11 protein-coding genes are annotated in these 13209 nt (G+C 71.2%); 7 read left to right on the plus strand and 4 right to left on the minus strand.

All coding sequences use genetic code 11. The features are described 5' to 3' along the window. Positions 1–44: 44 nt before the first annotated feature. Entirely contained in the window at positions 45–350 is a 306-nt protein-coding gene (gene rpmB, locus V5F59_RS20785; RefSeq protein ID WP_393982698.1) for a 50S ribosomal protein L28, read from the plus strand. A gap of 337 nt (positions 351–687) precedes the next feature. Here the strand turns inward: rpmB and V5F59_RS20790 are convergent, their stop codons facing one another. Both V5F59_RS20790 and dapE read right to left on the minus strand, forming a co-directional pair. Further along, positions 688–1449, minus strand: coding sequence for an alpha/beta hydrolase (locus V5F59_RS20790; RefSeq protein WP_393982699.1), 762 nt, complete (start codon positions 1447–1449; stop codon positions 688–690). 13 nt (positions 1450–1462) lie between these two features. Next, entirely contained in the window at positions 1463–2644 is a 1182-nt protein-coding gene (dapE, locus tag V5F59_RS20795) for a succinyl-diaminopimelate desuccinylase (protein ID WP_393982700.1), read from the minus strand. 776 nt (positions 2645–3420) lie between these two features. Here dapE and V5F59_RS20800 point away from each other — a divergent pair. The 3 genes from V5F59_RS20800 to V5F59_RS20810 all read left to right on the plus strand — a co-directional run bounded on the left by V5F59_RS20800 (position 3421) and on the right by V5F59_RS20810 (position 8145). Then, positions 3421–5754: a DUF3772 domain-containing protein gene (locus V5F59_RS20800; protein WP_393982701.1), complete on the plus strand. Its 2334-nt coding sequence runs from the start codon at positions 3421–3423 to the stop codon at positions 5752–5754. 134 nt (positions 5755–5888) lie between these two features. Next, complete coding sequence (locus V5F59_RS20805; protein ID WP_393982702.1) at positions 5889–6431, plus strand: CAP domain-containing protein; 543 nt, start codon at positions 5889–5891, stop codon at positions 6429–6431. 115 nt (positions 6432–6546) lie between these two features. Then, complete coding sequence (locus tag V5F59_RS20810; protein ID WP_393982703.1) at positions 6547–8145, plus strand: AMP-binding protein; 1599 nt, start codon at positions 6547–6549, stop codon at positions 8143–8145. Between the two features lie 27 nt (positions 8146–8172). On the opposite strand, the gene V5F59_RS20815 is transcribed toward V5F59_RS20810, so the two are convergent. Beyond that, the gene (locus V5F59_RS20815; protein ID WP_393982704.1) at positions 8173–8937 is read right to left on the minus strand and encodes an aldolase/citrate lyase family protein; all 765 of its coding nucleotides are present in this window, start codon (positions 8935–8937) and stop codon (positions 8173–8175) included. Positions 8938–9319: 382 nt separating this feature from the next. Here V5F59_RS20815 and V5F59_RS20820 point away from each other — a divergent pair, with 382 nt between their 5' ends. Then, a complete protein-coding gene (locus V5F59_RS20820) occupies positions 9320–9682 on the plus strand; it encodes a nuclear transport factor 2 family protein (RefSeq protein ID WP_393982705.1) in 363 nt (120 codons plus the stop codon). A gap of 237 nt (positions 9683–9919) precedes the next feature. Here the strand turns inward: V5F59_RS20820 and V5F59_RS20825 are convergent, their stop codons facing one another. Then, complete coding sequence (locus V5F59_RS20825) at positions 9920–11017, minus strand: NAD(P)/FAD-dependent oxidoreductase (RefSeq protein WP_393982706.1); 1098 nt, start codon at positions 11015–11017, stop codon at positions 9920–9922. A 253-nt stretch (positions 11018–11270) separates the two neighbouring features. On the opposite strand from V5F59_RS20825, the gene V5F59_RS20830 reads away from it, so the two are divergent. Both V5F59_RS20830 and V5F59_RS20835 read left to right on the plus strand, forming a co-directional pair. Next, on the plus strand, positions 11271–12458 hold the full coding sequence (locus V5F59_RS20830) for a pyridoxal phosphate-dependent aminotransferase (RefSeq protein WP_393982707.1): 1188 nt from the start codon (positions 11271–11273) through the stop codon (positions 12456–12458). A gap of 30 nt (positions 12459–12488) precedes the next feature. Next, a complete protein-coding gene (locus V5F59_RS20835) occupies positions 12489–13199 on the plus strand; it encodes a lysozyme inhibitor LprI family protein (RefSeq protein ID WP_393982708.1) in 711 nt (236 codons plus the stop codon). Positions 13200–13209: the final 10 nt, after the last annotated feature.

The following is a 13209-nucleotide window of genomic DNA, read 5'->3' on the forward strand; positions in this document are numbered from 1 at the left end:
CGATGGCGCTCCCCGCGCCATACGAAGAAAAAAGGACTTTCGCCATGTCCCGGCGGTGTGACCTGACCGGCAAGGGGGTTCTGAGCGGCAACCTCGTGAGCCACTCGAACCGCAAGACCAAGCGCCGGTTCCTGCCGAACCTGTGCAACGTCACGCTTGAGAGCGAGACGCTGAAGCGTTCCGTGCGCCTGCGCGTGAGCGCCAACGCGCTCAAGAGCGTGGATCACCGCGGTGGCCTCGACGCCTTCCTCAAGAAGGCCCGCGACGAGGAGCTGTCTCCCGTCGCCCTCGAGCTGAAGCGCCAGATCGCCAAGGCCGTCCTCAAGGCCGAGGCCGCTCCGGCCGCCTGAGCCTTCGACTCAAGGTTCGGATGATTTTCGCCCGCGGGTGGCAACGCCCGCGGGTTTTCGTCGTCTGCGCGGGCTGGAGGGCGAACCCCATGCCCCGAACAAGCGACACCGCAGGTGGAGCGCCGATCCGGGCGTGAGTGGAAAATCCCGCGCGGCAGGCAATATCCGCCGCGTTCGCCGATGAAGCCGCCTGCCGCGCACCCTTGCGCTGGGCCCCGGCTCTCCTTCCGCTTCTCGCTCCAGTCGGCCGGGGCACGAGGGTGGCGTCTCATCATCGCATCCCCTCACCCCCAAGCCCTCCCCCGACGGGGAGAGGGGAGCGCGTGCCGCGGCCCCCTCACGCCAGCTGCGCCACGGCCTCCACCAGCCGCTCCAGGTCCTCGGGGCGGGAGAGGCGGTGGTCTCCATCCTTGACGAGGGTGAACACCACGTCGTCCTCGGCGAGGCAGCTCACCAGCCGCATGGCATGTTCCCACGGCACGTCCTCGTCGCGCGCCCCCTGCAGGATGCGCACCGGGCAGCCCACCGCGAACGGCGCGCCGAGCAACAGGTGCCGGCGCCCGTCCTCGATCAGGGCGCGGGTGATCACATAGGGGTCCTCGCCATAGAGGGTGGGCTTCAGGAACTGCCCCGTGGTCTCGATCAGCTGGCGCACCGGCGGGGGGAATCGCTCCCACATGAGCGCCTCGGTGAAGTCGGGCGCCGGCGCCACCAGCACCAGCCCCCGCAGGCGCTTCTCGCCCCGCGCGGCCAGCAGGCGGGCCAGCAGCAGCGCCATCCACCCGCCCATGGACGAGCCGATGACCACCTGCTCGCCCGTGGTCTTGCGGTCGAACACCGCCGCCGCCTCCTCCAGCCATCGCGAGATGGTGCCGTCCTCGAAGGCACCGCCCGAGACACCGTGGCCGGAATAGTCGAAGCGCACGTTGGCGTGGCCGCGCTCCACCGCCCACTGGGCGAGGCGCTCGGCCTTGGTGCCCGTCATGTCGGACTTGAAGCCGCCGAGCCAGAACAGGCCCGGCGCGCGCCCGGCCAGGGAACGCACGGCGATGTCGCGTCCGCCCACGTCGAGGCGGGTCAGCTGCTCGGAGGAGATCATGTGGGGGTCCGGCTCAGGCGAAGGCCGCGAAATAGCGGGCGATGATGCGCTCATAGATGCGGGTGAGCGCCTCCAGGTCGGCGACCGGGGTGGCCTCATCCACCTTGTGCATGGTCTGGCCCACGAGGCCGAACTCCACCACCGGGCAGATGTCCTTGATGAAGCGCGCATCCGAGGTGCCGCCGGAGGTGGAGGGCTCCGGCCGGCGGCCGGTCTCCGCCTCCACGGCGTCGGCCACCAGCTCGGTGAAGGGGCCGGGCGCGGTGAGGAAGCTCTGGCTCGCCCCCGGCTGGAAGTCGAGCGCATAGGCGACGCCCGCCGAATCGAGCCGGCGGACGATCTCCGCCTTCAGGCTTTCCAGGCTGAAGAGGTCGTTGAAGCGCACGTTGAAGCGCGCCTCCGCCTTGCCGGGGATGAGGTTGAACACGGGGTTGCCCACATCCACCGACACCACCTCGAGGTTGGACGGGGGGAAGAAGTCCGAGCCCTCGTCCAGCGGCGCGGCGGTGAGCGCCGCCACCAGCGCCACGAGGCGGGGAATCGGATTGTCCGCCAGATGGGGATAGGCCACGTGCCCCTGCATCCCCGTCACCGTCAGGATGCCGGAGAGGCTGCCGCGCCGCCCCACCTTGAACGCGTCGCCCAGCGCGACCGGGTTGGTGGGCTCGCCGAGGACGCAATGATCGATCTTCTCGCCCTTCGCCTTCAGCCACTCCACCACCTTCACCGTGCCGTCGAGGGCGGGGCCCTCCTCGTCGCCGGTGATGAGGAAGGAGAGGCTGCCCTTCGCGGGCTGCCCGGCCTTCAGCGCCGCGGCGAGGAAGGCGGCCACCGCCCCCTTCATGTCCACCGCTCCGCGGCCATGGAGCATGCCGTCCGCGATGGTGCCGGCGAAGGGGCCGTGCGCCCACAGGGCGGCATCGCCCTCCGGCACCACGTCCACATGGCCGGCGAAGCACAGGTTCGGCCCCTCGGTGCCGATGCGGGCATAGAGATTGGGAATGGGCACGCCGCCGGTGGCGAAGGTGAGCCGCTCCACGCGATAGCCGGCCGCCTCCAGCCGGCGGGCCACCAGCTCCAGGGCATCGGCGGCCCGCGGCGTCACCGAGGGCGCGCGGATCAGCTCGGCGGCGAAGGCGACGGGATCGACCACCGCAGCGGCGAACGTGGGCTTGACGGGAACCGCACCGGTCATCAAGGAAACCCCTCGCCGTTCGGCAGCAGTGGGCCGGCGGCGGCCAAATGAGAGCGCGTGCGCGCGAAGCAGATCCCGGCTCACGTGAAGAAGGCGCAACCACGCGACACCTTGGAGCGCGATCCGGGCGAATTGCATCAATCTGCCCGGTGAATCCCTCTCAACGTGAAGCAAGACAACCCATGATCCGATCGGACCCTGCGTTTTCTGGCGCCCCTCCTCGCGGCCGCGAAGCGAGGGGAGACTAGAGCGCGATCCCGGCGGATGGAAGCGGATTTTGCTTCCGTCCGGGTGGGGGCTTGCTCTCTAAGCTGTTGAACGGATACGGATTTGGCACTCGCATCGCTTGAGATGATTCGATGCGGGGCGGGTCCGGCCCTGACGGGAAACCGGTCCGCCGCGCCGGCAGCTTGTGCCGGCGGGAGCGGACGCGGCCCATGTTTCATGCCGATCCGCCACGAGGATGCCGCCTTCGGGCGACAGGAACGCCGCCGCGGAGGTCCCATATGCGATTGATGAAGCCCGCGGCCACCATGGCCGCGCTCGTCCTCTTCCTTTTGCCGGCGGTGCCCGCCGGGGCGCAGCAGCCACCGGCCGCGCAGCAGCAACAGCAGCCGGCCGCAGCGCCCCCGCAATCGCCGGCCACGCCCGCCGCGCAGCAGGCGCCTTCCGCTCCGGCACCTTCCGCCCCGGCGGCGGCCTCGGCGCCAGCGGAAGCCCCTCGCGCCGTCCCCCCCTTGCCGGCCGACCCCGCCTTGACCACCGGTCGCGAGAAGATGGACGCCGCTCGCGTCGCCCTCGAAGGCATCGACGCCGCCCTCGCCGTGGAGGGGCTCCGCCCCGGCGATCTCGACGAATTGCGCCAGCGGCTCGACCCCACCCGCCGCGACCTGCTCCAGGTCACCGAGCAGGTGGCGCCGCGCGTGATCGACGCGCAGAGCCGCCTCAGCGGCCTCGGCGCCAAGCCCGCCGATGGCGCCACCGAGGACCCCACCCTCACCGCCGACCGCGAGCGCCTCACCAAGCTCGCCGCCGAATACGAGGGCGTGCTGAAGCAGAACCGCGCCCTGCTGCTGCGTGCCGAGCAGATCTCCGACCGCATCAGCGCCCGTCGCCGCGCCCTTTTCACCGGCCAGCTGTTCGAGCGCTCCGATTCGATCCTCGACCCGGACCTGTGGAAGAACGCCGTCACCGCCGTCTCCACCGAGACGCGCGCCATCAGCTTCTTTCTCAGCGACTGGTCGGGCTTCGCCCTGCGCCGGCAGGGTCCGTGGGCGATGCTGGGCATCCTCTTCGGCGCCGCCGCCATCGTCGTGGCCGTGGTTGCGGGCGGGCGCTTCCTGCGCCGCCGCCTGCGCACGCCGCCCCCGGCGAACGGCGAGAGCTTCGGCCGGCTGCGCTCCGCCCGCGAGGCGCTGAAGGTCGCCTTCCTCAACGCCCTCGTCGCCCCCGCCGCCGCCATGGCCGCCCTCGCCTTCATCGGCGGCTTCGAGGTGGTGCCGCCCCGCGCCCAGGAGCTGCTGCACGGGCTGGTGGTGGCCATCTTCATCAAGGCCATCGGCAATGCCATGGGCCGGGCCATGCTGGCCCCCGGCGAGCCCTGGCGCCGCCTGCCGCCAGTCTCCGACCGCGAGGCGGTGATCGCCTACCGTTACTTCTCGTTCGCGGTGTGGACGCTGGCCATCGCCGCCTTCCTCAATGCCCTGCACAAGGTGCTGTTCGCGCCGCTGGGCCTCACCGTCATCACCAGCGCGGTCATGGCGCTGCTGATCGCGGGCTTCATCGCCCGCTTCCTCGTGAACCTCGCCGGCACCGAGGAACAGGCGGAGGGCGAGGCCAAGGCGGACGGCAAGGCGACGGAAGGCGACGCCGCGGCCGTGGGCGGGCTGGAAGGGCGCGCCTGGCTGCGCTTCGTGGTGTGGATCGCCGTCACGCTGCTGATCGTGGCGCTGGTCACGGGCTACATCAGCTTCGCCGCCTTCGTGGCCGCCCGCATGGTGGTGGCGGCGGCCGTGCTCGGCGGCCTCTACCTGCTCTACGCCCTCATCGACGCCTTCTTCGCCGAGGGCCTGTCGGCGGACACCCACCGCGCCCGCGCCCTGTCCAAGACGCTGGGCCTCAAGCCCACCAGCCTCGAGCTCATCGGCGTCGTGGTGTCGGGCCTTCTGAAGGTCCTGCTGTTCGTGGTGGCGGCCTTCCTCATCGTCGGCAGCTGGGGCGCCTCCACCGCCGACGTGATGGACACGGTGGAACGGGCCTCGTTCGGCGTGCGCATCGGCACCGCCACCATCACCCTGTGGAGCGTGTTCTACGCGGTGGCGCTGCTGCTGGTGAGCCTGGTGCTGGCCCGCGCCTTCCAGCGCTGGATCTCCACCTCGCTGCTGCCGCGCTCCGGGCTGGAGCCCTCGCTCCAGTCCTCCATCGCCACCATCGTGGGCTATGTGGGCACCATCATCGCCATCATGATCTCCATGAGCGAGGTGGGCCTCAACCTGGAGAACATCGCCCTCGTCGCCGGCGCCCTCTCGGTGGGTATCGGCTTCGGCCTCCAGTCCATCGTGTCCAACTTCGTGTCCGGCCTCATCCTGCTCGCCGAGCGGCCGATCCGGGTGGGCGACACCATTAACGTGAAGGGCGAGGAAGGCTACGTGCGGCGCATCTCGGTGCGCTCCACCGAGATCGAGACCTTCGAGCGCGCCACGGTGATCGTGCCCAATTCCGACCTTATCACCGGCATGGTGAAGAACTGGACGCACTCCAACACCACCGGGCGCATCATCGTGTCCGTTACCGTGTCCTACGATTCCGATCCGGAGGACGTGCGCGACATCCTGGTGTCCTGCGCCTGCGACCATCCGCAGGTGCTGCAGACCCCGCCGCCGCGGGTGTTCCTCACCAAGTTCGCCGATGCCGGCCTCATGTTCGAGCTGCGCTGCGTGGTGGCGAACGTGGACTACGCCCTGACGGTGAAGAGCGACCTGCATTTCCAGGTGCTGGCGCGCTTCCGAAAGTCCGGCATCGGCCTCACCGCCCAGCCTTGGGCGGCGCTCGCCCGCGCCCCGCACGACATGGTGCCGCCCCCGCCCGCGCCGCCCGACCCGCTCCAGTGATCGGCGGGCCGCGCCGGGGACGCTAACGCTTCCTCAACCAGGCCGGCCGCACAAGGCGTGCTGACCGCGGGGCCGTGCGCCCCGCGATGCCTCATCCCGGGGCGGGGAGCCCCGGAAGCTGCCGGAACCGAGCCATGCGCCACCCGATCCTCCGCCGTTCCCTCCTCACCGGTGCCGGGCTCGGTCTTGTGCTGTTCCTCGCCGGCTGCGGCACCACCGACACCCAGCTGGACAGCCAGCCGGCCTTCTACACGAACCTCGCCAAGACCGGTAAGCCGGTGGACGCGGCAGCCGCCGCCTCCATCCTCACCGATTATCGCACCGCACGCGGCCTCTCCGCCGTGGCGGTGGACGAGCAGTTGAACAAGATCGCCCAGGACCAGGCCAACGCCATGGCCCGCGCCGACAACCTCTCCCACGAGGTGGGCGGCCGCGGCTTCATGAGCCGCATGAAAGCCTCCGGCTACGATGCCTCCAAGGCGGTGGAGAACGTGGGCGCCGGCTATCACACCCTGGCCGAGGCGTTCTCCGGCTGGCGGGATTCCCCCTCGCACAACAAGAACATGCTGGAGCCGGGCGTGACCCGCGTCGGCATCGCCACGGCCAATGCGCCCAATTCCAAGTACAAGGTCTACTGGGCCCTGGTCCTCGCCGAGCCGGACAAGAGCGGGCGCTGAGGCCCCGCCGGCCTCCCGACCGGGCCTGTTCCGGCTAACGACCCTCTTGCACCGCGCTGCCGCAACCCTGTAGCGTGCGCCGCAGCATGCGGGGCAGAAGGGTCGGGTCGGTATCATGTTGGCGCACAGCAGTGAATATGAGCGCCGGCGCCGCGCGTTCAGCTGGGACATTCCCGCCCGCTACAACATGGCGGTGCACGCCTGCGACGCCATCGCCGCCCGCACGCCCGGGCGCGACGCCCTGTTCCTGCCCGAGGGCGAGGGCTTCCGTCCTGTCTCCTACGGCACGCTGTCCGCCCTCTCCAACCGCTTCGCCCATGCGCTCATCGCCCAGGGTGTCGGGCCGGGGGACCGGGTCGGCATCCTCCTGCCCCAGTCGCTGGAAGTGCTCGTCACCCATCTCGCCGTCTACAAGGTGGGGGCCATCGCGGTGCCGCTGGCCGGCGCCTTCGGCGTGGACGCCATCGCCTGGCGGCTCACGGATTCCGGCGCCAGGGCGCTGGTGACGGACGACGCCGGCCTCGCCAAGCTGGTCGAGCGGCCGGAGGCCCTCTCCCTCCTCATCAATGTGGAGGGCGCGCGCGACGGGGCCCTCGCCTTCTCCGCCCTTCTGGACGCCGCCTCCGACCGGCCGCTGGAGATCGCCTCCGGCCCGGACGACCCGGCGCTGATGATCTACACCTCCGGCACCACCGGCCAGCCCAAGGGCGCGCTGCACGGCCATCGGGTGCTGCTGCCGCACGTGAGCGGCGTCACCTTCACCCACGAAGGCATCGGCCGCCCCGGCGACCGCATGTGGACCCCCTCCGACTGGGCCTGGGCCGGCGGGCTGCTCAACACCATCCTCCCCGCCTTGTGCCTCGGCGTGCCGGTGGTGGCGCAACCCCGTGGCAAGTTCGATCCCGAGGCGGCCTTCGCCCTGCTGACGCGGGCGCAGGTCCGCAACGTCTTCATTCCCCCCACCGCCCTCAAGATGATGCGCGCTGTGCCAGACCCGAAGGCGCGCTTCGGCTTCGACCTGCGCACCGTGGGCTCGGCCGGCGAGGCGCTGGGGGCGGAGACCTTCGAGTGGGGGCGCGAGGCCCTCGGCGTGCCGGTGAACGAGTTCTACGGCCAGACCGAGTGCAACTACGTCATCGGCTCCTCGGCCGCCCTCGGCGTGGCCAAGGCGGGCGCCACCGGCAAGGCGGTGCCCGGCCACGAGGTGGCGGTGCTCGGCGAGGATGGCGAGGTGCTGCCCCCCGGCCGCATGGGCCAGATCGCCGTGCGCGCGCCGGATCCGGTGATGTTCCTCGGCTACTGGAACCGCGCCGACGCCACCGCCGACAAGGTGAAGGGCGGCTGGCTTCTCACCGGCGACCTCGCCACCGTGGACGAGGAGGGCTATTTCCACTTCCTCGGCCGCGACGACGACGTGATCACCTCGGCCGGCTACCGCATCGGCCCGGCGGAAATCGAGGATGTGCTGATCCGCCATCCGGCCGTGGCCATCGCCGCCGCCGTGGGCAAGAAGGACCCGCTGCGCACGGAAATCGTGAAGGCGGTCATCGTGCCCATGCCCGGCGTCGTCCCCACGCCGGAGCTGGAGGCCGACATCCGGGCCTTCGTGCGCACGCGCCTCGCGGCTTACGAATATCCCCGCGAGATCCAGTTCGTGGACGAGCTGCCGCTCACCACCACCGGCAAGGTCATCCGCCGCCTGCTGAGGGAGTGAGCCTCCCCCAGCCGCCAGGGCACCAGTTCACGCCTTGTACTGCCGCGCGATCCCATCCGCCGTGCGGGCGAAGACGGCGGCGTCCACGCCCACCGCGGTGAAGATGGAGCCGGCGGCGATGTAGCGCTGGCCCAGCGCATGGTCGCCCACCAGGATGCCCGCCCGGTTGCCGGCGGCGCGGATGCGGCCGATGCCCTGCTCGATCACCGCCACCACCTCGGGGTGGGCCGGCTGGTGGAGATAGCCCATGGAGGCGGACAGGTCCCCGGGGCCGATGAAGATGCCGTCCACGCCCGGCACGGCGGCGATCTCCTCCACCTTCTCCAGCGCCTCGATGGTCTCCACCTGCACCAGCACGCACATCTCGTCCGCGTAATGCGTGCAATAATCGGCGATGCGGCCGAACTGGGTGGCGCGGGAGGCCGAGGCGTAGCCGCGGATGCCGTGCGGCGGATAGCGCGTGGCCGCCACCGCCGCGCGCGCCTCCTCCGCGCTCTGCACCATGGGGATGAGCACGCTCTGCGCCCCCACGTCGAGGACGCGCTTCAGGGTCACGCTGTCGTTCCACGGCACCCGCACGATGGGATGCGCCGTGCCGCCCACCACCGACTGCAGCTGGGAATGCACGTTGGGCAGCTCGTTGGGGGCATGCTCGGTGTCGAGCAGCAGCCAGTCGAAGCCGGCGGTGGCCAGGATCTCGGTGGTGTAGTTGGAGGGAATGGCGCACCAGAAACCGATCTGCTGCCGGCCTGCATGGATGGCGTGCTTGAAGCTGTTCTTGGGGAGCTGCATGGAGGTTTCCTCGACGATGGTTGTTGAGGTGACCATAAAGGCTCGGCGCGCGGCGCTGAAGGCTCGTGCGAAGGAGGGAGCGGGGCGCCTGCCCGGCGCGAATCCCCAGCGCCTTACCGGCGGCCGCCGTGGGCGCGGACGACCGCCGAAAATTGTCGGAATGCGCCTGTTCTGCTAGATTTGCCTGCATCCTGCCGTGGCGCCCCGGCGTTGCCGGCTCGGCCGGGAAAGCCAGGGATGCGTTCCGGGATGCGTTCCCGATCCCCCCTGCCTCTTCCCCCCGATCCGCCACGGCGAACGGCCTTCCGTTTCGCACTGAAGGCATCGGGCGCGCGGGAGCGTCCGGATCGGGGCAACGGGCTCAGACCGGGAGGAGGGTGACATGCTCACCACCACAGAAGCCGTCACCGGCGCACACCTCAAGCGGGCGATCGAGACCCGCGACGGCGGAAGCCTCGCCAGCTTCTATGCCGATGATGCGGTGATGCGGATCGTCGATGAGGACAATCCTCCGAGCCACCCGCGGGAAATCCGCGGCCGGCCCGCCATCACCGCCTTCTGGGATGACATCTGCGGCCGCACCATGACCCACCAGGTGGACACGCTGGTCGCGGAAGGCAACCGCATCGCCTTCACGCAGGCCTGCGCCTATCCCAACGGATCGAAGGTGCTGTGCTCCGGCATCGTCAACCTGAAGGACGGCCGGATCGCCGAGCAGACCATGGTCCAGGCCTGGGACCACTGACCGCCACCGCGGCCGGGAGCGTCCGGCGCGGGCCGCGCCGGACCGGATGAGCGCAGAGGGCAGGCCGGAAGACTGTTCGCCCGGTGGCAGGCGCAGACTGGCGGGCGCGAACTGGCGCGCCCGAACGCATCCCCGGGGAGTGACTCAAGGGGGGTCCTGCCGCGCCCCTGCCCGCGGCACGCCGCGGCGACGCCGAGGAAAGGATGCGCCCTGTGCCGTCAGGCGGAGCGGACCGGCTCACCCGTCCGGCTGCAGCATGGCCGGAACGTCGCTGCCCAGCACCATGCCTGCCAGCATCTCGCCGAGGGCCGGCGCGAACTTGAACAGGTGCCCGCCGGCGAAGAAGTCCACGGCGCCGCGCCGCACCACCTCCAGCCGCTCGGACTCCCAGGGCGCCCCATCGGCCGGGTGCTCCAGCGAGGTGGAGACGCAGGACTCGATATCGAAGCGCGAGGCGTCGAGCCCCGGCAGCGTCTCCTCCACCAGCGCCAGGGTGTGCTCCACCACCTGGTCGGGATGGCCGCCGCCGCTGCGGTCCGTGTCGCTGGGCTCCAGGCCCACCGCGAACAGGTCGTCATGCAGCGCCGGCAGGCCGTAGGTGTAGAGGACGCCCTGGCGATGGTCGCTCTTGTCGCGGAAGGAGACCATGGGCCTCTCGCGCAGGGCCGGCTTCAGCGGGAAGAGCAGGCGCTGGTGGACGCTGTAGACCTGCGGCACCTCCACCCCCATGTGGCGGCCGATGACCGGCGTCTGCATGCCCGCGCACACCAGCACGCGCCGCGCCCGGTAGATGGCCTTGCGCGTCGAGACCAGCACATGCCCCGACCGCTGGGAGAGGCCGAGCACCGCCGTGTGCTCCAGAAGCGCCTCCCCCAGGGAGGACTTCAGCCATTCGACGCTGGCGCGGGCCCGGATGGTGCCGGCCTCCTCCTCCAGGATCACCGGCCTCGACCACGGCCGGCGCACCGGCAGCAGTTCCTCCTGCTCGGCCGGCGGAACGACCCGCACCTTCAGCCCGAGCCCCTCCAGCCGGGCGAGCTCATCCTGCGGCCTCTCGACGATGAGGAAGGAGCCGGTGCGGTCGATCAGCGCCAGCCCGGCGGCCGCCTCCCAGCGGTCCCAGCCGTCGCGGGCCTTGCGGGCGAGCCACAGCATGCGCGCGTCGCTGTAAGCCGCGCGCATGATCCGCGACCCTCCGGCCGACTGCGCTCCGCCCGCCGCCGCGGCGTCGAAGCAGCGCACGGAAAGGCCGAGCCCCCGCAGCACATGCGCCACCGACAGGCCGACGATGCCCGCCCCGACGATGGCGATCTCGGTTTCCTCAAACGGAAGCATGCCGTTGTCTCCCCCCGGCCGGCGGCTCCGGCCCGCGCGCCGTGGCGCGATGCCGAATCGCACGGCCCCGCTGCAGTATGGCACCGCGGTACGCACGTCACGCCCTGTCCCCTGAGCGCCGGGCCGCCATTCGCCCACTCCCCTCCCCCGGCCTTCGATGCTAGTTAGTCCCTCCCCCGCCAGCGACGCGTGAGACGCCGCGGCCCGGGTCGCGCCCCGGCGCTGCCGGCAAGATCATTCAGGGAGTTCCGCCATGCTCACCACCGTTTCCGCCTTCGACCGCATCGGCGAGGAAAACGCATTCGCCGTGCTCGCGCGGGCGACGGCGCTGGCGGCGGAGGGGCGCTCCATCCTCAACCTCGGCATCGGCCAGCCGGACTTCCGCACGCCGGAGCACATCGTCGAGGCGGCCATCAAGGCCCTGCGCGACGGCCAGCACGGCTACACCCCGTCCGTCGGCATCCTGCCCCTGCGCGAGGCGGTGGCGGCCGATCTCAACCGCCGCTATGGGGTGGCGGTGGACCCGGACCTCGTGATGATCGTGCCCGGCGGCAAGGTGACCATGTACGCCGCCATCCGCCTGTTCGGCGAGCCGGGGGCGGAGATCCTCTATCCGGACCCCGGCTTCCCCATCTACCGCTCGATGATCGAGCACACCGGCGCCACCCCCGTTCCGGTGCCGATCCGCGAGGAGAACGGCTTCGCCTTCTCGGCGGAGGAGACGCTCTCCCTCATCACGCCCAGGACGCGCCTCCTCATCATCAACTCGCCGGCCAACCCCACGGGCGGCGTGACCCCGGCGTCCGAGATCGACAAGCTGGTGAAGGGCCTCGCCGACCATCCGCACGTCGCCCTCATGTCGGACGAGATCTACGACCGCTTCGTCTTCGACGGGGAGGAGCACAGGACGCTGCTCGCCTATCCGGAGATCCGCGACCGGCTGATCTTGCTCAACGGCTGGTCGAAGACCTACGCCATGACCGGCTGGCGCCTCGGCTATTCCATCTGGCCGAAGGTGCTCTACGACCAGGTGCGCAAGCTCGCCGTCAACTGCTGGTCCTGCGTCAATGCCGCCACCCAGTATGCCGGCATCGCCGCGCTGGAGGGCCCGCAGGATGCGGTCACCGCCATGACCGCCGAGTTCGACGCCCGCCGCCGGATCGTGGTGGAGGGGCTGAACGCCCTTCCCGGCGTCTCCTGCGCCACGCCCAAGGGCGCCTTCTACGCCTTCCCCAACATCTCCGGCACCGGCTGGACCTCGGCCAAGAAGCTCGCCTCGGCGCTGCTGGAGGACGCCGGCGTGGCGGTGATCGGCGGGCCGGATTTCGGCGTCCACGGGGAAGGCTACCTGCGCCTGTCCTACGCCACCTCGCGGGAGAACATCGCCGCCGCCCTCGGCCGGATGGGAGACTTCCTCTCGGCCAACCGCAAGGTCGCCTGAGCGGTGGCGGGGCCGGGCCCGCGCGGGGGGATGGCGCGGCGGGGCCTCGCCCTGGCGCTGCTCGCGCTGGCCTTCGGCCCGGCCCTGCTCCTGCTGCGCGAGCGCCCGCCGGTGCCGCAGGACACCGCGACCGAGACAGGCCCGCCGATGCCCGAGGCCGCCCCGGAGGCGGCCCCGCCCGGCACGGGCCCGTTGCCGGCAGCCGATGCCGCGGAAGCGGCGCCGGTGGTCTCGCCCGTCGCGGCGGACGCCCCGCCCTCCCCGGCCCCCGCGCGCAAGATCGCGCCGCCGCCGCCGGAGCGCTGGCACGGCATCGCCGCCTGCCCGCGCGACAAGCGCTCCACCCGCGACTACAACCGCTGCCTCTATGACAACACCCGCACCTCCGAGCAGGAGCTGGAGGCGGAGCTGGCGAATGCCATCACCGTCATCGAGGCGCGCAGCGACCTGCCCGGCGTCCAGCGCACCAAATGGAAGGCGCTGCTGGACGAATCCCAGTCCCGCTTCCTGCTGTTCCGCAATTTCGACTGCCAGAGCGTCGCGCCCTTCGAGGGGCCGCGCGGCATCGGCAATTTCGAGCAGCGCGCGCTCTGCCTCATCGAGGCCAACACCCGCCGCGCCCGCGAGCTGCGGGCCCGCTACGGCTCCCCCGCCGCCGCCGAGGCCGTGGCCCAGGGCGCGCAAGGGCCGTGGGCGCCCGGCGGCAGCTGGACCCACGGCACGCCGCCCCGCCTGGAATGAGCGGCGCGCG

The organism is Xanthobacter nonsaccharivorans (assembly GCF_043194755.2).
Taxonomy (GTDB): Bacteria; Pseudomonadota; Alphaproteobacteria; order Rhizobiales; family Xanthobacteraceae; genus Xanthobacter; species Xanthobacter autotrophicus_G.

What these genes read in the sequence shown, in the direction of transcription:
- V5F59_RS20800 (WP_393982701.1), top strand. Translation starts at nt 3,421, where the DNA reads ATGGACGCCGCTCGCGTCGCCCTCGAAGGCATCGACGCCGCCCTCGCC.
- V5F59_RS20790 (WP_393982699.1), bottom strand. Translation starts at nt 1,449, where the DNA reads ATGATCTCCTCCGAGCAGCTGACCCGCCTCGACGTGGGCGGACGCGAC.
- V5F59_RS20830 (WP_393982707.1), top strand. Translation starts at nt 11,271, where the DNA reads ATGCTCACCACCGTTTCCGCCTTCGACCGCATCGGCGAGGAAAACGCA.
- rpmB (WP_393982698.1), top strand. Translation starts at nt 45, where the DNA reads ATGTCCCGGCGGTGTGACCTGACCGGCAAGGGGGTTCTGAGCGGCAAC.
- V5F59_RS20805 (WP_393982702.1), top strand. Translation starts at nt 5,889, where the DNA reads ATGCGCCACCCGATCCTCCGCCGTTCCCTCCTCACCGGTGCCGGGCTC.
- V5F59_RS20835 (WP_393982708.1), top strand. Translation starts at nt 12,489, where the DNA reads ATGGCGCGGCGGGGCCTCGCCCTGGCGCTGCTCGCGCTGGCCTTCGGC.
- V5F59_RS20810 (WP_393982703.1), top strand. Translation starts at nt 6,547, where the DNA reads ATGTTGGCGCACAGCAGTGAATATGAGCGCCGGCGCCGCGCGTTCAGC.
- V5F59_RS20820 (WP_393982705.1), top strand. Translation starts at nt 9,320, where the DNA reads ATGCTCACCACCACAGAAGCCGTCACCGGCGCACACCTCAAGCGGGCG.
- V5F59_RS20825 (WP_393982706.1), bottom strand. Translation starts at nt 11,017, where the DNA reads ATGCTTCCGTTTGAGGAAACCGAGATCGCCATCGTCGGGGCGGGCATC.
- dapE (WP_393982700.1), bottom strand. Translation starts at nt 2,644, where the DNA reads ATGACCGGTGCGGTTCCCGTCAAGCCCACGTTCGCCGCTGCGGTGGTC.
- V5F59_RS20815 (WP_393982704.1), bottom strand. Translation starts at nt 8,937, where the DNA reads ATGCAGCTCCCCAAGAACAGCTTCAAGCACGCCATCCATGCAGGCCGG.